The sequence below is a fragment of the Enterococcus villorum genome (assembly GCF_007990225.1).
Lineage (GTDB): Bacteria > Bacillota > Bacilli > Lactobacillales > Enterococcaceae > Enterococcus_B > Enterococcus_B villorum.
Genome location: NZ_BJWF01000001.1, coordinates 186,191 through 206,449, shown reverse-complemented (window position 1 = coordinate 206,449; position 20,259 = coordinate 186,191). Strand labels below are relative to the sequence as shown.

Annotated in this window: 20 protein-coding genes; 15 read left to right on the top strand and 5 right to left on the bottom strand. The window is 36.5% G+C overall.

Features of this window, described 5'->3' with window-relative positions:
- Nucleotides 1-22 precede the first annotated feature (22 nt).
- Nucleotides 23-1,066: a phenylalanine--tRNA ligase subunit alpha gene (gene pheS, locus EVI01_RS00955; RefSeq protein WP_010751094.1), complete on the top strand. Its 1,044-nt coding sequence runs from the start codon at nucleotides 23-25 to the stop codon at nucleotides 1,064-1,066.
- A 6-nt stretch (nucleotides 1,067-1,072) separates the two neighbouring features.
- Complete coding sequence (gene pheT / locus EVI01_RS00950) at nucleotides 1,073-3,493, top strand: phenylalanine--tRNA ligase subunit beta (RefSeq protein ID WP_010751093.1); 2,421 nt, start codon at nucleotides 1,073-1,075, stop codon at nucleotides 3,491-3,493.
- A gap of 54 nt (nucleotides 3,494-3,547) precedes the next feature.
- Here pheT and trpS read toward each other — a convergent pair whose 3' ends face one another.
- Nucleotides 3,548-4,558: a tryptophan--tRNA ligase gene (trpS, locus tag EVI01_RS00945; protein WP_010751092.1), complete on the bottom strand. Its 1,011-nt coding sequence runs from the start codon at nucleotides 4,556-4,558 to the stop codon at nucleotides 3,548-3,550.
- A gap of 254 nt (nucleotides 4,559-4,812) precedes the next feature.
- On the opposite strand from trpS, the gene EVI01_RS00940 reads away from it, so the two are divergent.
- Genes EVI01_RS00940 through EVI01_RS00925 form a run of 4 tightly spaced genes read left to right on the top strand, consistent with a single transcriptional unit; the run spans nucleotide 4,813 to nucleotide 7,711 of the window.
- Nucleotides 4,813-5,550: an amino acid ABC transporter ATP-binding protein gene (locus EVI01_RS00940; RefSeq protein WP_010751091.1), complete on the top strand. Its 738-nt coding sequence runs from the start codon at nucleotides 4,813-4,815 to the stop codon at nucleotides 5,548-5,550.
- Nucleotides 5,551-5,563: 13 nt separating this feature from the next.
- The gene (locus EVI01_RS00935) at nucleotides 5,564-6,379 is read left to right on the top strand and encodes a transporter substrate-binding domain-containing protein (RefSeq protein ID WP_010751090.1); all 816 of its coding nucleotides are present in this window, start codon (nucleotides 5,564-5,566) and stop codon (nucleotides 6,377-6,379) included.
- 12 nt (nucleotides 6,380-6,391) lie between these two features.
- Complete coding sequence (locus EVI01_RS00930; RefSeq protein WP_010751089.1) at nucleotides 6,392-7,039, top strand: amino acid ABC transporter permease; 648 nt, start codon at nucleotides 6,392-6,394, stop codon at nucleotides 7,037-7,039.
- Between the two features lie 15 nt (nucleotides 7,040-7,054).
- Nucleotides 7,055-7,711, top strand: coding sequence for an amino acid ABC transporter permease (locus tag EVI01_RS00925; protein ID WP_010751088.1), 657 nt, complete (start codon nucleotides 7,055-7,057; stop codon nucleotides 7,709-7,711).
- Nucleotides 7,712-7,907: 196 nt separating this feature from the next.
- Here EVI01_RS00925 and EVI01_RS00920 read toward each other — a convergent pair whose 3' ends face one another.
- Nucleotides 7,908-8,435 carry a DUF6580 family putative transport protein gene (locus EVI01_RS00920; RefSeq protein ID WP_010751087.1) on the bottom strand — a complete coding sequence of 176 codons (528 nt, stop codon included), beginning with the start codon at nucleotides 8,433-8,435 and terminating at the stop codon, nucleotides 7,908-7,910.
- A gap of 149 nt (nucleotides 8,436-8,584) precedes the next feature.
- On the opposite strand from EVI01_RS00920, the gene EVI01_RS00915 reads away from it, so the two are divergent.
- From EVI01_RS00915 to cbpB, 7 genes are all read left to right on the top strand, one after another.
- Entirely contained in the window at nucleotides 8,585-11,089 is a 2,505-nt protein-coding gene (locus EVI01_RS00915; protein WP_025480647.1) for a vitamin B12-dependent ribonucleotide reductase, read from the top strand.
- Between the two features lie 15 nt (nucleotides 11,090-11,104).
- Complete coding sequence (locus EVI01_RS00910) at nucleotides 11,105-11,665, top strand: cob(I)yrinic acid a,c-diamide adenosyltransferase (protein WP_010751085.1); 561 nt, start codon at nucleotides 11,105-11,107, stop codon at nucleotides 11,663-11,665.
- 49 nt (nucleotides 11,666-11,714) lie between these two features.
- On the top strand, nucleotides 11,715-12,104 hold the full coding sequence (locus EVI01_RS00905; RefSeq protein WP_010751084.1) for a DUF4430 domain-containing protein: 390 nt from the start codon (nucleotides 11,715-11,717) through the stop codon (nucleotides 12,102-12,104).
- Nucleotides 12,105-12,303: 199 nt separating this feature from the next.
- Nucleotides 12,304-13,125 (top strand): glutamate racemase, encoded by an 822-nt coding sequence (racE, locus tag EVI01_RS00900; RefSeq protein WP_010751083.1) that lies wholly within the window; start codon nucleotides 12,304-12,306, stop codon nucleotides 13,123-13,125.
- A gap of 3 nt (nucleotides 13,126-13,128) precedes the next feature.
- Nucleotides 13,129-14,478, top strand: a complete 1,350-nt coding sequence (gene rph / locus EVI01_RS00895; RefSeq protein ID WP_010751082.1) for a ribonuclease PH — start codon at nucleotides 13,129-13,131, stop codon at nucleotides 14,476-14,478.
- The gene (locus EVI01_RS00890) at nucleotides 14,478-14,993 is read left to right on the top strand and encodes a metallophosphoesterase (RefSeq protein WP_010751081.1); all 516 of its coding nucleotides are present in this window, start codon (nucleotides 14,478-14,480) and stop codon (nucleotides 14,991-14,993) included. Before rph ends, EVI01_RS00890 begins: the two co-directional genes overlap by 1 nt.
- Before the next feature lie 103 nt (nucleotides 14,994-15,096).
- Complete coding sequence (cbpB, locus tag EVI01_RS00885) at nucleotides 15,097-15,597, top strand: cyclic-di-AMP-binding protein CbpB (protein WP_010751080.1); 501 nt, start codon at nucleotides 15,097-15,099, stop codon at nucleotides 15,595-15,597.
- Between the two features lie 108 nt (nucleotides 15,598-15,705).
- Here cbpB and EVI01_RS00880 read toward each other — a convergent pair whose 3' ends face one another.
- On the bottom strand, nucleotides 15,706-16,623 hold the full coding sequence (locus tag EVI01_RS00880; RefSeq protein ID WP_010751079.1) for a mechanosensitive ion channel family protein: 918 nt from the start codon (nucleotides 16,621-16,623) through the stop codon (nucleotides 15,706-15,708).
- A 163-nt stretch (nucleotides 16,624-16,786) separates the two neighbouring features.
- Between EVI01_RS00880 and EVI01_RS00875 the strand changes: the two genes are divergently transcribed.
- Nucleotides 16,787-17,800 (top strand): branched-chain amino acid aminotransferase, encoded by a 1,014-nt coding sequence (locus EVI01_RS00875; protein WP_010751078.1) that lies wholly within the window; start codon nucleotides 16,787-16,789, stop codon nucleotides 17,798-17,800.
- A 74-nt stretch (nucleotides 17,801-17,874) separates the two neighbouring features.
- On the opposite strand, the gene fabI is transcribed toward EVI01_RS00875, so the two are convergent.
- Entirely contained in the window at nucleotides 17,875-18,630 is a 756-nt protein-coding gene (gene fabI, locus EVI01_RS00870) for an enoyl-ACP reductase FabI (protein ID WP_010751077.1), read from the bottom strand.
- Between the two features lie 216 nt (nucleotides 18,631-18,846).
- Between fabI and fabZ the strand changes: the two genes are divergently transcribed.
- Nucleotides 18,847-19,287 carry a 3-hydroxyacyl-ACP dehydratase FabZ gene (gene fabZ, locus EVI01_RS00865; protein WP_010719274.1) on the top strand — a complete coding sequence of 147 codons (441 nt, stop codon included), beginning with the start codon at nucleotides 18,847-18,849 and terminating at the stop codon, nucleotides 19,285-19,287.
- A gap of 140 nt (nucleotides 19,288-19,427) precedes the next feature.
- Here the strand turns inward: fabZ and EVI01_RS00860 are convergent, their stop codons facing one another.
- A complete protein-coding gene (locus EVI01_RS00860) occupies nucleotides 19,428-20,183 on the bottom strand; it encodes a peptidylprolyl isomerase (protein ID WP_010751076.1) in 756 nt (251 codons plus the stop codon).
- Nucleotides 20,184-20,259 lie beyond the last annotated feature (76 nt).

The following is a 20,259-nucleotide window of genomic DNA, read 5'->3' as shown; positions in this document are numbered from 1 at the left end:
AATTTGAAGGAGGAAACAGACAATGTCTTTACAAGCCCAACTAGAAAGCTTGAAAGAAGCAACGATTGTTAAAATTACGACTGCACAGGATTTAAAAGAATTAAATCAAATCCGTGTAGAAACTTTAGGGAAAAAAGGTCCCATTACCGAAGTTTTACGAGGAATGAAAGATTTAAGTCCAGAAGAACGACCTAAAGTAGGAAGTTTTGCCAATGAAATCCGTGATTATCTGACGGCAGAAATCGAACGAAAAAAACAAGAATTAGAAGCCACAGCTTTACAAGCTTCATTAGCAAAAGAAACCATTGACGTTACTTTACCAGGGCGTCAAGTGAAACAAGGCACACGTCATATTTTGACACAAATAATGGAAGAAATCGAAGATATTTTTGTCGGTATGGGGTATCAAATCGTTGAAGGGGAGGAAGTGGAATCCGATCATTATAATTTTGAACGAATGAATTTACCAAAAGATCATCCTGCCAGAGATATGCAAGATACTTTTTATATTTCCGAAGAAATATTGATTCGTACACATACCTCGCCTGTTCAAGCTCGTACCATGGAAAAACATGACTTTTCAAAAGGTGCGTTACGAATGATCTCACCTGGAAAAGTGTTTCGTCGTGACACAGATGATGCGACACACAGCCATCAATTCCATCAAATAGAAGGCTTAGTTATTGATAAGAATATCACCATGGGAGATTTAAAAGGGACATTAGAAGTCGTGATGAAAAAAATGTTTGGTGAAGAACGTGAAATTCGTTTACGCCCAAGTTATTTCCCATTCACAGAACCATCTGTTGAAGTAGATGTTAGCTGCTTTAAATGTGGTGGAGCTGGATGTAATGTCTGCAAACATACAGGTTGGATTGAAATTTTAGGTGCAGGAATGGTTCATCCAAATGTGTTGAAAATGTCAGGGATTGACCCAGAAGAGTACACTGGTTTTGCCTTTGGCCTTGGTCCAGATCGAGTAGCAATGTTACGTTACGGTGTCAATGATATCCGTAATTTCTATCAAAATGACTTACGTTTCTTAAGTCAGTTCAAAGGAGAGTAAAAAAAGATGTTAGTTTCTTATAAATGGCTAAATAAATACGTTGATTTATCAGCAGTAACACCCAAAGAACTGGCTGATAAAATGTCCGTGACAGGAATTGAAGTGGAAGGAATCACATATCCAGAAGAAGGATTGAAGAAAATCGTTGTTGGTGAAGTGATGGAATGTGTGCCACATCCTGATTCTGATCATTTGTCAATTTGCCAAGTAGATATTGGTGAAGAAGAACTATCGCAGATTGTCTGCGGGGCTCCAAACGTGAAAAAAGGAATTAAAGTGATCGTTGCTTTACCAAATTCACGTATTGCCGGAAATGTAAAAATCAAAAAAGGCAAAATGCGCGGTCAAGTCTCCAATGGAATGATTTGTGCCTTACAAGAAATCGGCTACTCTGACAGTGTGGTTCCTAAAGAATACGCAGAAGGAATTTATTATCTTCCTCAAGATTGTGTCAACGGCGAACCTGTTTTTTCTTATTTAGATATGGATGATGCGATCATTGAATTGTCGATTACGCCTAACCGTGCGGATGCTTTATCCATGCGTGGTGTTGCCTATGAAGTAGGAGCCATCTATCGCCAAACCCCACAATTTGATGATGAAAAATTAGTAGAAGTTGATCGTTTAGCGTCAGATAAAATCAAAGTAACTGTGGAAGACCATGAATTGGTACCAGCTTATCAAATTCGAATTATTGAAAATGTTAAAATTCAGCCTAGTCCGCAATGGCTACAAAATATTTTGATGAATGAAGGGATTCGCCCCATTAATAATGTAGTCGATGTGACTAATTATATTCTATTATTATTTGGGCAACCATTACATGCTTTTGATTATGAGAAATTAGGTTCAAAAGAAATCGTTGTTCGTCATGCGAAAAAAGCAGAAACTATCGTGACATTGGATGGTGAAAAACGTGAACTATCACCAGAAAATCTTGTGATTACCAACGGCCAAACACCAGTAGCTTTAGCTGGTGTAATGGGAGGATTGGATTCAGAAATTACAGAAACCACGACAACCGTTGCATTAGAAGCTGCTTTGTTTGATTCAATTGCGATTCGACGCACAGCAAAACAGTTCAATTTAAGAAGTGAGTCTTCCGCTCGTTTTGAAAAAGGAATTAACAAAGCGACAGTTGACAAAGCATGTGAGGTTGCGGCAGCGATGATTGTTTCTTTGGCAGGTGGCGAAGTACTCCAAGGAGCTGTAAAAGGATCAACATATCAAGCAAAAGAAGTAGAAATAGCGATCACACTTTCTCGGATTAATCGTTATTTAGGAACAGACTTAACGGACAAAGAAGTCAGTGAAATCTTTGAAGCCTTAGGATTTGGGTACCAACTGGAAGGTGAAACATATACAGTGACAGTTCCTCCTAGACGCTGGGATATCCAAATTGAAGCAGATATCATTGAAGAAGTGGCTCGCATCTATGGCTATGATCGATTGCCCTCAACTTTACCAAGCGGTGAAACCGTCGCCGGAAGTTTAACGAATGAACAAGCAACGACTCGTAAAGTTCGCACATTGTTAGAAGACAGCGGGTTAAATGAAGCTATCAGCTATGCCTTAACTACTGAAGCAAAATCACGACAATTCACTACTAAAAATTCAATGGTGACACGTCTGGACTGGCCAATGAGCGAAGACCGTTCAGTGTTAAGAATGAACTTGATTAGTGGATTACTTGACAATGTAAACTATAATGTAGCGAGAAAAAATAGCGATGTTGCTTTGTATGAAATCGGACGTGTCTTCTATCAGGAGAAGGATCCGTTGACTCATTTGCCACAAGAAGTGAAGCATGTAGCGCTGGCACTGACAGGTACTTGGCAAGAAAAAAGTTGGCAACATCCATACGAAGCAGTGGATTTTTATACCATTAAAGGTCTTTTAGAAAATCTATTTGAGCAATTAGCTATTTCAGAAGAAATCACGTATCAAGCAACTGCTGAGATGGAAGACATGCATCCAGGGAGAACAGCTGAAATTTATTTAGGTGAACACTCTATCGGTTTTGTGGGGCAAATCCATCCAAATACGGCAAAAGAATATGATATTCCTGAAACATACGTAGCAGAATTGGCGTTAGCTTCCATTATTGAGGCTTCACAAAAAGGAATTACTTTCCAAGCTGTAACAAAATTTCCAAGCGTTACACGTGACATGGCTATGTTAGTGGAAGAAACAGTGACAAATCAAGAAATTTTGACAGTTATCAGAAGCACCGCAGGTAAATTCTTAACCAATATTCAACTGTTTGATGTCTATCAAGGAGAAAATATTGAGCCAGGGTACAAATCACTAGCCTATAGTTTAACTTTTGAAAATCCCGAAGCAACGATGACAGATGAAGAAATCAATCGTTCAATGGCGAAAATCGAAAAAGCCTTAAGTGAAACGGTTAAAGCGAATATCCGCTAAAAAAGAAAAAACAATGACTGAATCAGATTCAGTCATTGTTTTTTTGCTTATTTATTAGTTGAAATAATTGATGCCCATAGCAGTTTTTACTTCTGTGAGCGTTTGAGCGGCCACTTTTGCGGCTTCTTCGCTCCCTTTTCGTAGAATGTCCATAACACCAGCAGGGTCTTTTGCCAATTCTTCACGTCTAGCACGGATTGGAGCAAACTCTTCTTCTAAAACATCAATCAAATAACGTTTAATTTTAACATCGCCAAGTCCGCCACGACGATAATGAGATTTCATTTCCTCGATGGCTTCTTTGTCTTTTCCGAAAACATCTAAATAAGTAAACACCATATTGCCTTCTACTTGGCCAGGATCTTCCACGTGGATGTGATTTGGATCAGTATACATACTCATGACTTTTTTCTTGACTACCTCAGCAGGATCAGAAATATAAATGCCATTTCCTAATGATTTACTCATTTTTCCATTCCCGTCAATTCCAGGTAAACGGCCCATACCTTTAGGTGGAAAAACACCTTTTGGTTCTATCAAAACATCCCCATACGTATGGTTAAAACTTTGAACAATTTCTTGTGTTTGTTCTAACATTGGTTTTTGGTCTTCACCAACAGGTACGAGATTTGCTTTAAAAGCGGTAATATCAGCAGCTTGAGAAACTGGATAAATAAAGAAACCAGTTGGTACACTTTCCCCAAACTTTTTCTGTTCGATTTCTGTTTTTACTGTCGGATTACGGCGGACACGACCAACGCTAACCAAGTTTAAATAATACATGGTCAATTCAGCCAACTCAGGTATTTGTGATTGAATAAAAAGTGTCGATTTGTTTGGATCTAAACCAACAGCTAAATAATCTAAAGCAACTTCTAAGACATTAGAAGAAACTTTTTCTGGATTTTTTGCATTATCCGTTAAGGCTTGCATATCGGCAATCATGATAAATAACTGATTATTGTCGTCTCTTTGCATTTCAACCCTTGTTTTTAATGACCCTACATAATGTCCTAAATGTAATTTACCAGTAGGGCGATCCCCAGTTAAAATAATATTTTTCAAAAAAAAACACCTCTTTACGATTAGTAAGACTAAGCACTTAATATCTTACCGTTTTTTAGAGGAAGAAACAACTGTTCGAAGTCAAAAGACACTTAAAAATGCTGAAAAAAAACAACAAAAAGAATGTATAAGATAGAAAATGACGAAAGAAAGTTTCAAAGAAACTTTACAAATTGCTTAAGTATCATATATAATATGGTCTATTCTACATGATTAGATGTTTTCTTACTAAATAATAATGGGAGTGTAATGATATGGCAATGATTAAATTTGATAACGTGGAAAAACACTACGGCAAATTCCATGCTTTGAAAAACATAAACCTCGAGTTTGAGAAAGGGGAAGTTGTCGTTGTCATTGGTCCTTCAGGTTCAGGTAAAAGTACAATGTTACGATGTATTAATGGATTAGAAACTATTTCTTCAGGTAAATTATTGATCAATGATATCGATTTGCACGATAAAAATACAAAATTGACAGAAGTGCGAAAAAATATTGGGATGGTTTTTCAACATTTTAATCTTTATCCTAATAAGACTGTATTAGAAAATATCACGCTTGCACCGATCAAAGTATTAAAACAAGATCAAGCAAGTGCAGTGAAAAATGCAGAAAAATTCTTAGATAAAGTCAATATGTTGGATAAAAAAGATTCTTATCCATCAATGTTGTCAGGTGGTCAACAACAGCGTGTCGCGATTGCTCGTGGTCTTGCGATGAATCCCGAAATGCTGTTATTTGATGAGCCAACATCTGCCTTAGACCCAGAGATGATCGGTGACGTCCTAGATGTTATGAAAAAATTAGCACGCGATGGCATGTCCATGATTGTGGTTACTCATGAAATGGGATTTGCAAAAGAAGTAGCTGATCGTGTCATCTTTATGGCGGATGGTCAAGTGTTAGAAGATAGTCGCGATGTGAAGAATTTCTTTGAAAATCCTAAAGAACAACGAGCGCAACAATTTATCAGTAAAGTGATTAATCATTGATAGGAGGAATAATATGCGCAAGAAAACAATGATTCGTTTGTTTTTCCTTTTAGGACTTGTCTTTTTTATTTTAAGTGGCTGTAAAGGAAAAAGTGTTGCAGAAGAAAATATTTTGGATCGTAGTAAACAAACAGATACGATTACTTGGGGCGTAAAGTACGATACTCGTTTGTTTGGTATGATGGACATTAAAAGCAGTACAGTTCAAGGATTCGATATTGATATTGCTAAAGCGATTACCCAAAAGATTTTAGGAAAAGATGGGAAAGCGGAATTTGTGGAAGTTACTTCTAAGACACGTATTCCCTTATTGAAAAATGGAAATATTGATGCGATCATCGCTACTATGACGATTACAGATGAACGAAAAAAACAAGTTGATTTTTCTGAAGTTTATTTTGATGCTGGTCAATCCTTATTAGTCAAAAAAGGGAGCCCAATCAAAAGTGTCGATGATCTAAATGCTGATACAACAGTATTGGCTGTCAAAGGTTCAACTTCAGCAGACAATATTCATCAACATGCGCCAGATGCAAAAGTTTTAGAATTAGAAAACTATGCAGAAGCATTTACTGCGTTACAATCAGGTCAAGGAGATGCAATGACAACAGATAATGCTATCCTATTAGGAATGGCAGCCGAAAATCCTGCTTATACTTTAACAGGTGAGGCATTTACGAATGAACCATATGGTATTGCAATCAATAAAGGACAAAAAGACTTCTTACAGGCCGTCAATAAAGCATTAAAAGACATGATTGCAGACGGCACCTATGATAAAATCTTTCACAAATGGTTCCCAGATACAACGCAAGGAAAAGTGGATTAAGGAGGAGAAAAAATGGGTGAATTGATACAAACTTATGGATCTACCTTCTTAGAGGGGTTCAAAATCACCATTTATGCAAGTGTACTCGCTTTATTATTTAGCTTAATTATTGGCACACTTATGGCAATTTTTCAATTGTCAGAAAATAAAGTCATTAGTGGCTTAGCAAAAGCTTATGTGGAATTTTTTAGAAATATCCCATTATTAATTATCGTAATGTTTTTTTACGTAGTTGTACCTATCTATTGGGTCAGCTTTGATGGATTCCAAGCTGGGACAATCGGTTTGACCATTTATACGTCTGCCTTTATTGCAGAAACTGTTCGTTCGGGTATTCAAACAGTACCAAAAGGGCAAACAGAGGCGGGGTTATCGGCAGGGCTAACTTATGCACAAACCATGCGTTACATTATTTTGCCACAAGCTTTTAAGATTGTCGTTCCACCATTAGGTAACCAATTTATTAACTTGGTAAAAAATTCTTCCATATTAGCCATTGTTGCTGGTTTGGATCTGATGTATCAGGGAGATTTAGTTGCTAGTGAAACGTTCAATACTTTTGATACTTACATTATTGTCGGACTTTTTTACTTAGTGATTACACTACCTTTATCCTATTTAATGTCATATCTTGAGAAAAAATGGGCAGTTCGTTCATAGAAAGGGGAGAACAGAATGGATTTTAGCGGTGCTTTTTCATGGATGAATGTACGCTTTTTACTAGAAGGTTTAAAAGTAACGGTGGAAGTTTCACTATTTTCAATCATCTTTAGTTTTTTGATTGGTGGTTTATTCGGAGTTGTTCGTTTTGCTAATATACCTTATCTTTCCAAAATATTAGGAATATTGATTGATATTATTCGAAATTTACCCTTGCTATTGATTATTTTCTTTACGTATTTTGCTTTACCACAGATTGGAATCAAAATGAATATTTTTTGGTCAGCAGTCGCTGCTTTGACGATTTTTGAATCTGCTATGCTATCAGAAATTTTCCGTGCCGGATTGAATGCTGTACCTAAAGGGCAAATGGAAGCTGGTCTTTCTACAGGTTTGTCTTACGTGAAAACGATGCGAATTATTGTGTTACCTCAAGCATTTAAGTCAATGATCCCAGCTATCGTCAGTCAATTAATTTCTTTAATTAAAGATACTTCATTAGCTGTGATTATTTCCTTACCAGAATTAACACACCAAGCGCGAATTGTTTACGGTCAAAATACGAATTATGTCTTACCTGTATTTATTATGATGACCTTTATGTATTTTGTTGTTTGTTATGCATTGTCTCTACTGTCTTCTTATTTGGAAAAAAGAAAATACAGTTATTGATTTTGTAAAAAAAAGAACAATTACATGAGTCATTTATGTAAATATAAGAAATAGGAAATTTATTTTTCCTATTTTTTTTTAGAATATAAACGTTCACAAGAAAATTGAATCACTTTAAATAAAAAAACGCCAAGTCTCAGTAAGACTTGGTTTTTTTGTTTTTCAAAAAAGCATAAAAAGTTGATAAAACTAAAAATCAACAATGCTTACGGTACAGCGGGAAAATAATTCTTTGAAATAATGGAAAGAGTAGAATATAAAAGAAAAAATTCCCCATTCCATGAGCGAAATCAAATGGTAGTCCTTGAAAATAATAAACCCAAAAAGAAGGAACTTGATAAATAAAAGTTTCGATTCGAGAAACAATCAAACCATAGATTATGCCACAAAAAAAACTGAAAACGGCTTGAATACTCACGTGTTTAGCCACCAATGGGAGCTTACGGATACAATGGAAAAAAAGAATGATCCCACTAAAAGCAATCATCTGACTAATTGTCCATGTGCCCAATCCTAAATATAAATTTGTAATGAATAAGCTTAACAAGGATACAAGCAATGTATCAGTTAATGAACCGTAAAAAGCAAGTAACAAAAGAATAGCAGTCATCGGTTGAACATTTGGCAGCCAAACAAAAAAGAGCCTGCCGACGACACAAGCAGAAGTTAAAAGTGATAGATAAGCAAATTTTTGAATGGAAAAACGAGGATTGGATGGATTCATTACGAAAAATACTCCTTTTATCATTGGTATTAGTTCCCATTGTATCATAGAAAAAAATTATTACAAGGTTTGATAACACATTATATAGTGTGTTAACATTTTATACGCACTATATATAGTTTTTTTGTCAGAGAGGTGGTAATATAATGATTAATTATACAGAAAAATATATAGAAAAGTTAAATCAAGATATTCGAAACTATTCAGAAGTAACCCCCATTGATTCTCAAATGAAATTAACTTTTGAAGGAATTTCACGTTTGATCATGTTGGATCGTTATACGTATAAAGACCCACACAATCAAACGTTAACGGTTGGTGATCTCGTCATTTTGACCGTACGAGCAGACCCAAAATATCCAGCACGAGGGATTGGGATCATTCAAGAACAAGTAGGGGAACAGTTAATAATCAAAGTGGAAGAAGAATTTCAGTCTTCTCTAACCGATCCTAAAGAAACCAATAGTGGTGTTGTAATTAGACAAAAAAGCGAAGTTGAAAAGCCACTAGAATTGTATTTTGAACAAATTGCTTCTCGTGTAGCTTTTGGGATTTCTGGGGTCGAAGGATCACAACAAGAAAAATTCTATAATGATTTTTATAAACAACTAACGGAACAAAACTTGATTCCTGCTGGTCGAGTCTTGTATGGCGCAGGAACCGATACCAAAGTGACTTATTTTAATTGTTTTGTGATGCCATTTATTAAAGATTCTCGTACAGGTTTAGCTACTCATCGACAAGAGGTAATGGAAATTATGAGCCGTGGTGGAGGTGTGGGAACAAATGGTTCTACTTTAAGGCCAAAATCTGCTGTCGTACACGGAGTCAATGGAAAATCTTCTGGAGCAGTTTCTTGGTTAAATGATCTAGCAAATTTGACGCATTTAGTAGAACAAGGAGGAAGCCGAAGAGGAGCGCAAATGATCATGCTAAATGATTGGCATCCTGATATTTTTGAGTTTATTATTTCAAAAATCCAAAACCCGATGATCTTACAACAGCTAATAGTTCATAGTAAAAATGAAAAAATCAAACAACTGGCAAGTGAAAAGCTCTCTTTCTTACCATTATCCTCAGACGAAAAAGCGTTATTTGAAGTGTTGAATACGCATGAAGAATTTTCTCAATATGCAAACCATGCTTTAGTGAAAGAAGTTCGCCAAAAATTAAAACAAGGTGGAACCTATAGTGTAAAGGACCCCGATTTTTTAACTGGAGCCAATATTTCCGTTTGCTTAACCAAAGAATTTATGCAAGCAGTCGAACAAGATGGCACCTATGAACTGCGTTTTCCTGCTATTGAAGAATATACAAAAGAAGAAATGGAGGATTATGACCAACATTGGGCTGAAATAGGGGATGTTCGAGAATGGGAAGCAACCGGACGAAGGGTAAAAGTTTATCAAACCATTCAAGCAAGAGAGCTTTGGGAATTAATCACTTACTGTGCCACCTATTCTGCAGAACCAGGCATCTTTTTTATTGATAATGCTAATGAAATGACAAATGCTACAGCTTATGGACAAAAAGTAGTCGCAACGAATCCATGTGGCGAACAGCCTCTTACGCCATATGCTGTCTGCAATTTAGCAGCGATTAATCTAGCCAATATGTTCGACAAACATAGAAAAACAATCGATTTACAAAAAGTAGCAGAAGTAGTCAGAACTAGCGTTCGTTTTCAAGATAATGTGATTGATGCGACACCTTATTTCTTTGATAAAAATGAGCAACAAGCAAAAGGCGAACGTCGAATTGGCTTAGGTGTGATGGGATTGGCTGATTTATTGATTCATTGTGAAAAGACTTATGGTTCTAAAGAAAGCGCGATATTGATTGATCAATTGTTTGAAACCATTGCAGTGACAGCCTATCAAACATCCATTGAATTGGCAAAAGAAAAAGGGAGTTTTCCTTATCTAATCGGTCAAACGAAAGAAGAGACACAACAGTTACGTCAACGTTTTATTGAATCAGGGTACATGAAAAAAATGCCAGAAAATATTCGACAAGGTATTTTAACTTATGGCATCCGTAATTCTCATTTGTTAACCATTGCACCAACAGGCTCCACAGGAACAATGACAGGCGTATCCACTGGCTTAGAACCATATTTTTCATTCTCTTATTTTAGAAGTGGTCGTTTGGGGAAATTTATTGAAGTACATGCTAAAATTGTGGACGAATATTTAGCTGACCATCCTGAAGCCACTGCTTCTCACTTACCAGAGTATTTTGTTTCAGCGATGGAACTTTCTCCTGAGGCGCATGTGGATGTACAATGTACTATTCAACGATGGATAGATAGCTCCATTTCAAAAACTGTCAATGCACCTAGAGGGTATAGCGTCAAAGAAGTAGCGGCGATTTATGAAAAACTTTATCAAGGAGGTGCTAAAGGTGGGACAGTGTATGTCGACGGGAGTCGTGATTCTCAAGTGCTGACGCTATCAGCTGAAGAAAACAGCTTTGCAAATGATTTTGACATAGAAAAATCTTTGCTTGAAGATGCTCAAGATAAACCTGTCATAAATCAAACGATTGATCATGAAGATGAGCGATGCCCGATCTGTCACGAAGGAACGATTGAAGAGATTGGTGGTTGCAGTACCTGTACACACTGTAAAATTCAGTTAAAATGTGGGTTATAAAAGAGGAGCGTAAAAATGAAAATTTATACCAAAAGCGGGGATAAGGGTATGACCAGTATCATTGGTGGCCAAAGATTAAAGAAATCTTCCCCTCGGGTACGTGCATACGGCAGTACTGACGAAATCAATGCTTGGGTAGGGACAATCATTGCAGAATTAGATTCTGCAAAATTTTCTGAGTTAATTGAAGAATTGACACACATACAAATACTATTATTTGATGCAGGAACAGATTTTGCTACACCTGCAAAGAGGAAAGAATGGCTCATTAATCAACAGGACTTAGATAAAATAGAAAAAATGATTGATTTTTATCAATCCAAACTTCCTATCATTGAAAAATTTATTTTACCTGGTGGACATCTGGTTGCTGGATATTTTCATATTGCACGGACAGTAACTAGACGAGCAGAACGAGAGATCACAGAGTTGATCATGAAAGAAGAAACGAATGAGATAGCTTATAAATTTATCAATCGTTTATCGGATCTCTTTTTTGTCTTGGCACGTTATATAAATGTGGTTTATTCTATAAAAGAACTATTTTATGAGCGAGCCGGGAAAGTCTTTCATTAGTTATTATTGAACAATTGAGTATTTATATGAACAAAGAGGAGTGTTTCTTTTGAAAAAAGTTGTATTATTTTTAGTCACAATTATCAGTCTGTTTGTCGTTTCTGGGTGCCAATCACCTACTGCTACGGAGCAGTCTAGTACCTACTCTCAAACTAAAACGGAGAAAGTCACGATTATCTTGGCGCAAGAAGGAAAAGAGCTAACAAAAAAAACAGTCGATTATCAGCCGAAGCAAACATTATTGCAATTATTGAAACAACAATTTACAGTGGAAGAAGATAATGGATTTATTACAGCAATTGATCATCATACCCAGGACAAAGACAAAGGGATATATTGGACCTTCACGATTAATGGGCATATGGCAGAAAAGGGCGCAAATGAAATAAAACTAGCCAATAATGATAAAGTTGTCTTCAATTTGGCTCCGTTCAAATGACGAGTAGTCAAAATTCCTAAATAAATGAAACCAAACAACTGTTACAACCAGATCTTTTTCTTTGATCCAAGTTGGCAGTTGTTTTTCTTTTTTAAAGAGGTCGCCGACTTATTTTTGGCACTCCTTTGAAAAGGTAGTACTTGAAAAATCAACTTAAAAAGTCCACAATAAGGAAGATAGAATTTATTGAGAAAAAAGGATGAGACTATTGACTGATAATCGCCCGATTGGTTTTATTGATTCAGGTGTTGGCGGATTGACTGTAGTAAAAGAAGCCCTGAAACAGTTACCAAATGAGAATATATTATATATGGGAGACACTGCACGTTGTCCTTATGGTCCAAGACCAGCGGAACAAGTAATTAAATTTACTTGGGAAATGACTAATTGTTTGATGAAACAAGGAATTAAAATGTTAGTGATTGCTTGTAATACAGCGACCGCAGTTGCTTTAGAAGAGATCAAAGCAACGCTTCCCATTCCAGTTATCGGTGTAATCCTCCCTGGAACAAGAGCCGCAGTCAAACAAACAAAAAATAAACAAGTTGGCATTATCGGAACTCTCGGTACTGTGAAGAGTCGTGCATATGAAATAGCATTGAAAGAAAAAGTACCTGAACTAGCGGTAGCTAGTTTAGCCTGTCCAAAATTCGTTTCTGTGGTAGAAAGTAATGAATACCATTCTTCTGTCGCAAAGAAAATTGTTGCGGAAACTTTAGTACCATTACTTTCCAAAAAAATTGACACGCTTATTTTGGGATGTACGCATTACCCTTTATTGCGTCCGATTATACAAAATGTCATGGGGGAAAATGTGACTTTGATTGATTCAGGAGCAGAAACAGTGAGTGAAGTCTCTATGTTATTAGATTATTTTGAAATTAGTAACTCGCCAAAGAATGGGCGAACATTCTGTCATTTTTATACGACAGGCTCAGCGAAGTTATTTAGAGAAATTGCACAAGATTGGTTGCCGATTGGTCCGATCAGTGTCGATCATATCGAATTAGGGGGAGAATAATAGATGCGCCATGATGGAAGAAGTCCGCAACAATTAAGAAAAATAACGATTCAAACCAATGTGTTGAAGCATCCAGAAGGTTCTGTCATGATTCAATTCGGAGATACAATCGTTCACTGTTCTGCAACAGTCGAAGATCATGTACCGCCTTTTTTAAGAGATACAGGGACAGGCTGGGTCACAGCAGAATACAGTATGCTTTCTCGGGCTACTCATACAAGAAATAAAAGAGAAAGTAGCAAAGGAAAGCTCTCTGGACGCACCATGGAGATTCAACGATTGATTGGACGTTCCTTAAGAGCAGTCGTTGATTTGGAAAAATTAGGGGAACGCAGTATTATTGTCGATTGCGATGTTCTTCAAGCAGACGGAGGCACGCGTACTGCTAGTATTACAGGGGCTTTTGTCGCCTTAAAACTAGCAATTGAAAAATTACTACAAACCAAAGTATTGCAAGAAGATCCCATTATTGAACATTTAGCAGCAATCAGTGTAGGCATATTACCAAGTCAAATGTGTGTGGCCGATTTAGATTATGAAGAAGATGCGAAAGCTTTGGTAGATATGAACCTTGTGATGACTGAATCAGGAAAGTTCGTTGAGATCCAAGGAACCGGAGAAGGGGCTACTTTTGACGGTGAAGAGTTAAATGAAATGCTTTTTTACGGCAAAACAGCAATTGAGGAATTGATCCTGGAACAAAAAAGAGTTTTATTCAAACAATGGGATCAGGAAAAGGAAGAACCTTTGAAAACAATAGTGATTGCGACACGAAATGCTGGAAAAGCAGAAGAATTTAAGGCAATGTTTGGTCAAGCTGGTTATGAAGTAAAGACACTGTTTGACTACCCTGAACTACCTGATGTAGAAGAAACCGGGACAACTTTTGAAGAAAATGCGCGGTTAAAAGCTGAAACTATTGCCTATTTGTTGAATCAACCAGTACTAGCTGATGATTCTGGTTTAAAAGTGGATGCTTTAGGTGGTATGCCAGGAATTTATTCCGCTCGTTTTGCCGGTGAACATAAAAGTGATGCAGGAAATAATGCAAAACTACTTTTTGAATTGACAGATGTTCCGGATGAGAAAAGAACAGCTCAATTCCATTGCACGTTAGTCTTTGCTGCGCCAGATAAAGAAAGCTTAGTGGTAGAAGCGCAATGGCCTGGTAAAATAGGAAGGATTCCACAAGGAGAGAATGGCTTTGGCTATGATCCTCTATTTCTTCCGGATGGTTCAAATAAAACAGCCGCACAAATGTCTAGCGAAGAAAAAAATAAAGTCAGCCATCGGGCACAAGCAATGGCTAAATTAAGCCAAGAATGGCAAAACTGGTTAGAAGGTGAAAAATAATGCACTATTTAGTTGTCAGTGATAATCACGGGGATCGTGAAATTTTAGTTGATTTAGTTGACCGCTATCAAAAAGAAGTCGATTATTTCTTTCATTGTGGTGATTCTGAATTATCTTTTGAAGACCAATTATGGTCGCATTTTCATGTGGTAAAAGGGAATTGTGACTATAGTTCAGAGTTTAAAGAAAAGCAAGTCATCAATACTGGAATTGATAAAATCTTTATAACTCATGGACATTTGGCAAACGTTCGTTTTGGTCTTACTCAATTAGCAATTGAGGCAAAAGCAAGTGGCGCAAACATGGCCTTTTTTGGCCATACTCATCAAATTGGCTGTGAAATGGTCGACGGGGTTTTATATTTAAACCCTGGGAGCATTTCACAGCCACGAGGCCCTATACAAATCCCTTCTTATGCCCGTATTGAACATACAAAAGAACAAATCCATGTTCAATATTATAATCGTGCGCATCAACCAGTGGAAGAATTAGCATTCACTTTTCAAGCTAAGTAAAATTTCTCTAAATTTTACTAAAATCTCGATTATTTTATATGAACTTTGCATCCGTTTTCGGTAAAATATGAGTGTTGAATGAAATAGAAATGGAGGCCATCCGATGATTGGACCTATTGTAAGAGAATTATTGCTACAAAACCAAGAAACTTTTTTAATCTCTGCTGAAAACGTAGCAAATGTCATGTATCAACATCCGTTATCACATGGTTTACTTGTTTTATCGAAAGTAGGTTATACGAAAATTCCAGTTTTAGGAAAAGATGACCGCTTTGTCGGTTTGGTCAGTTTATCTGACGTCGTCAACAAAATGATTGATCTTCAAACCATCAGTATGGATCCATTAGAAGGATTGACTGTTGCTGACGTCATGGAAACAGAAGTCGCAACTATTGATGAAAATTGGGAACTGGAAGAAGTACTGCATTTACTAGTTGATTCCCCTTTTTTACCAGTTGTGACAGAAGAAAAAGTTTTTAAAGGGATCATTACAAGAAAAGAACTATTGAAAGCTGTGAATTTCATGGTTCATGAATTGGAACGACGAAATATCGTTTCGCCCAAAATAGAAGAACTAAAAGAAAGCATGAATATTGTGGGATGACCAAGAAAGTTAACTACTAAAAAAGATTGAGACAAAGAAGATACATGAGGATTCAAATGGACAAAATGGTCCAAATGAAAGGAACATGTATTCCTGTCTCAATCTTTTTTATTTTAAAATAATAGGAGTGTTAGGAATCGTAAAGCCAGCTGCTGACAATTCCTTTACATAAGAACTTAGAAATTCTTCTTTTAACGTATACTGTTTTCCATTTAATACATAGCAGACTGTACGGATAGCAAAATTACTATTACCTAAATCAACCAACCCAAAAATTGTTGGCTCTGTTTGTAGTTCGTCCCGATATTTTTTCGTTAACTGATGGTTAACTTTTTCAATGATTTCATAGATTTGGTCATATCCTTCTTCTGGAACAATCCGAATATCTAATAAGACTTGCATATTTGCTCTTGAAAGATTGCTGATTGTGGTGATATTTCGATTCGGGATAAAGTGAATCGTCCCATCAACTGCTTTTAGTTGCAATGTCCGAATCCCAACAGAAGCTACGGTGCCTTCAATGGATAGATTTGCTAATTTGACGTAATCACCTACATCCATTTGTTGTTCCATAATAATGAAGAAACCTGTAATCACGTCGCTCATAAAACCTTGTGCACCTAAACCAATAGCTACCCCAGCAATTCCAGCTCCTGCTAATAAAGAACCAATCGGCACGCCAACGACCGATAAGATCGCATAAATGAAAAAGAAGCCCATGGTATAGTGAAAAATAGTATTTAAAAGACTATGTAAGGTCTTTAAACGACTTTCGTTTAAAATCGATTTTTTAGCATACTGTTTAAAAGACTTATCAATCAAATATTTTCCAATACGGTTAATGAAACCAAATAAAATGATTAAAAAAACTAAATAAAGACTTTTTTGAATAAAAGTCGCTAAAATAGCATCCCAGTTGATGGTATTCCAAAAGCGTTGGAAAGCATTGACTTGGTGAACCGCTTGTTCGGTGAGCGTATCACCAGTAGACGTTGTCGTTGAATTTGTCGCCAATTGTAAAAACATAAAATCCTCTTTTCTAATATAGACTTATACGTATTGTAACAAGAACCTAGCAAAAAGAAAAATGGCAAGAAAAGTTTGAAGTAGAGAAATTTTCTAAAAATAAAATGACAAACGGAACCGACAGTGCTAAAATATTCACAAAACAATGATTGGTGGAATGAATATGCAATTGGATTGGAATAATTTAGGTTTCTCATATATCAAAACTCCTTGGCGTTACGTAGCAAAATGGAAGGATGGACAGTGGGAAAAAGGTGAGTTGACAGAAGATAATTATTTAACAATCCATGAAGGCTCCCCTGCACTTCATTATGGGCAACAATGTTTTGAAGGATTAAAAGCGTATAGAAGAAAAGACGGAAAAATCAATCTGTTTAGAGCAGATCAAAACAGTCGTCGCTTGAATCAAAGTGCAAGACGGTTATTAATGCCGATGGTGCCAGAAAAAATGTTTGTTGATGCGGTAAAACAAGTAGTCAAAGCCAATGAGGAATTTGTTCCGCCTTATGGAACAGGCGCTACACTTTATTTACGTCCTTTTTTGATTGGTGTAGGTGAAAATATTGGTGTCCATCCGGCGCCAGAATACTTATTTGTGGTCTTTTGTACACCAGTAGGAGCTTACTTCAAGGGTGGGTTAAAACCAACGAATTTCATTGTGTCTGACTATGATCGTGCAGCCCCTAATGGAACGGGTGCTGCAAAAGTTGGCGGAAACTATGCAGCTAGCTTATTACCAGGCACACAAGCAAAAGAGTTAGACTATTCAGATTGTGTTTATTTAGATCCTGCAACACATACGAAAATTGAAGAAGTAGGTGCTGCCAATTTCTTCGGGATCACAAAAGATGGGCAATTTATTACGCCACAATCTCCATCGATTTTGCCAAGTATAACCAAATATTCATTATTACAATTGGCGCAAGAGCGTTTAGGTTTAACAGCGGTTGAAGGAGATATCTTTATTGATCAACTGGATCAATTTGCAGAAGCCGGTGCTTGCGGAACAGCTGCAGTCATTTCACCAATTGGAGGTATTTACTATAAAAATCATCTCCATGTTTTTTATAGCGAATCTGAAGTCGGTCCTGTGACCAAACGTCTATATGATGAATTGACTGGGATCCAATTTGGGGATATTGAAGCACCAGAAGGCTGGATTCAAGTCGTCGAGTAATGAAAAATGAGATCATCAAATGAAAAAAGAACGAATCGGTTTATCGATTCGTTCTTTTTGATTGAGTATTTAAATTAAGAAAGGTGGACACCTTTGTCGACATAAATAATATCGCCAATGATTCCGCTTGATAGTGGACTAATCAAGAAAGCACAAGCATTTCCAACTTCTTCAATAGTTACACCTTGTTGGTCAGGCGTACGTGACTCAGATAGCTGGATTAATTTTTGATAATCTTTTACTCCAGTAACTGCTAGTGTTTTGATGGCACCAGCTGATATTCCGTTCACACGAATGCCTTTAGGCGAAAATTCAGCGGCTAAATAACGAATAGCGGCTTCTAATGAAGCTTTTGCAATGCCCATCATGTTGTAATTTGGAATAGCGCGTTGTGAACCTAAATACGACATACTCACAATTCCACTATTTTGAGCAAGGTATTTTTGTGCATACTTAGCGACAGCAATTAAGGAATAGCTACTGATGTCTTGAGCTAACTGATAACCGTCACGTGAAATATCAGATACGTTACCTGATAGTTCTTCTTTATTTGCATAGGCAATAGCATGAACTAAACCATGGATTTCTCCAGCATATTCACCGATGGTATCCATTGCTTTTTCAATACTTTCATCACTAGCAACGTCACATTCTACAGTAAAAGCCTCTTCGCCAACTAATTTGATCAACGATTTTTTCATTCGTTCATTTTGATAAGTATAGATGATTTCAGCACCTTGTTTCATCATTGCTTCGGCACAGCCCCAAGCGATACTACGCTTGTTTGCGACCCCCATAATGACAATTTTTTTTCCTTCTAAAAATGACATATTGACACTCCTTTGATTCTTAAAAGATTTAATCGGTCGTAAAATAAATAATAATTGCAAAATAATAACCTCTTGATTTTCTATTATTAGTCAAAATGTTTTGATTGTCAAACTATTTTTTTGGATAGTAAAAAAAGATTGCTAAAAATTTAAGAATATGATACTTTGATAATCAAAGTAATGAATAAGGCGACTAGCCAAAAGAAGGAGTATATTATGTCTTACGTATTATCTGCTACTGAAGTAATGGACTTGATTCCTAACCGTTATCCTATTTGTTATATCGATTATGTCGATACATTAGAGCCAGGAAAGAAAATTGTTGCGACAAAAAACGTGACAATCAATGAAGATTTTTTTCAAGGGCATTTCCCAGACAATCCAGTCATGCCGGGTGCTTTAATTTTAGAAACCTTAGCGCAAGCTGGCTCTATTTTAATTTTAAAGTCCGAAGAATTTTTAGGGAAAAGAGCCTATATTGGTGGAATCAATAAAGCGAAATTTCGCCAAAAAGTGGTTCCAGGAGATGTGATGAAATGTCATTTTGAGATCACTAAGATGAAGGGTGCAGTCGGAACCGCTTTGTCAGCTGCCTATGTTGAGGATAAAAAAGTTTGTGAATGCGAATTTACGTTTATCGTCAATAAAGATGCTTAATAAAAAAAGCGAAGTAGGGCAGTCAGAAATTTTGTGAAGAAAAAGCTGTCTGGTAAAGGTTCAACCTTAAAAAGCAATCAAAAAAGAGCGAAGAATGGATTGATAAACTTCGCTCTTTTTTTGTTTAAATAGTCAGCTAATTATTCTTTTGCTTCTTGTAAAATATTTATTTTTTCGATTTTTACATCTTCAGTCGGTTTATCAGAGCTATCTGTTTCGACGTTGGCGATTTTATCAACGACATCCATTCCTTCAATGACTTGCCCAAACACGGTATACTCACCATCTAAATTAGGAGAACCACCTTTTTTATAGGCATCAATAATGGCTTGAGGATAATCATCTTTTAAAAGACCATCATGAACATCATCTGCGTTTTGGACAATAAAGAATTGACTTCCATTACTACTTGGATCTTGCGCACGCGCCATAGATAGAGCTCCACGTATGTTATAGAGTTTGTTGGAAATCTCTGTTTCAAAGCCTTTCCCCCAAATACTTTCTCCACCAGTGCCATCGCCTTTTGGATCACCACCTTGGATCATAAAGTCTTTGATAACACGATGGAAAGTTAAACCATCATAGTAACCATCTTTTGCATGCGTCATAAAATTTTCAACCGCTTTAGGGGCAATTTCAGGGAACAATTTGATTTTGATTGTTCCTTTTGATGTCACCATTTCGACCAAGTCTTCATCAGCGGCCACTTCATTGCTTAATTGAGGAAGGGTGAGTGAGTTTAAATCTACGCTTTCTTTTGTACTGCTATCTGTTGTTTTTTCAGTCGAACTTTCAGCAGAAGAAGCTGACTTGTCTGTATTATTTTGGGAACAACCAGCTGCCAAAAGGAATGTTGCAGCTAATCCCATGCTTAACAATAGTTTTTTTGTTTTCATTGTAGGATCCTTTCAAAATTAATTGTGTTGTTATCTATAATGATAACAAACTATAGAAAAAATACCTATCTTTTTT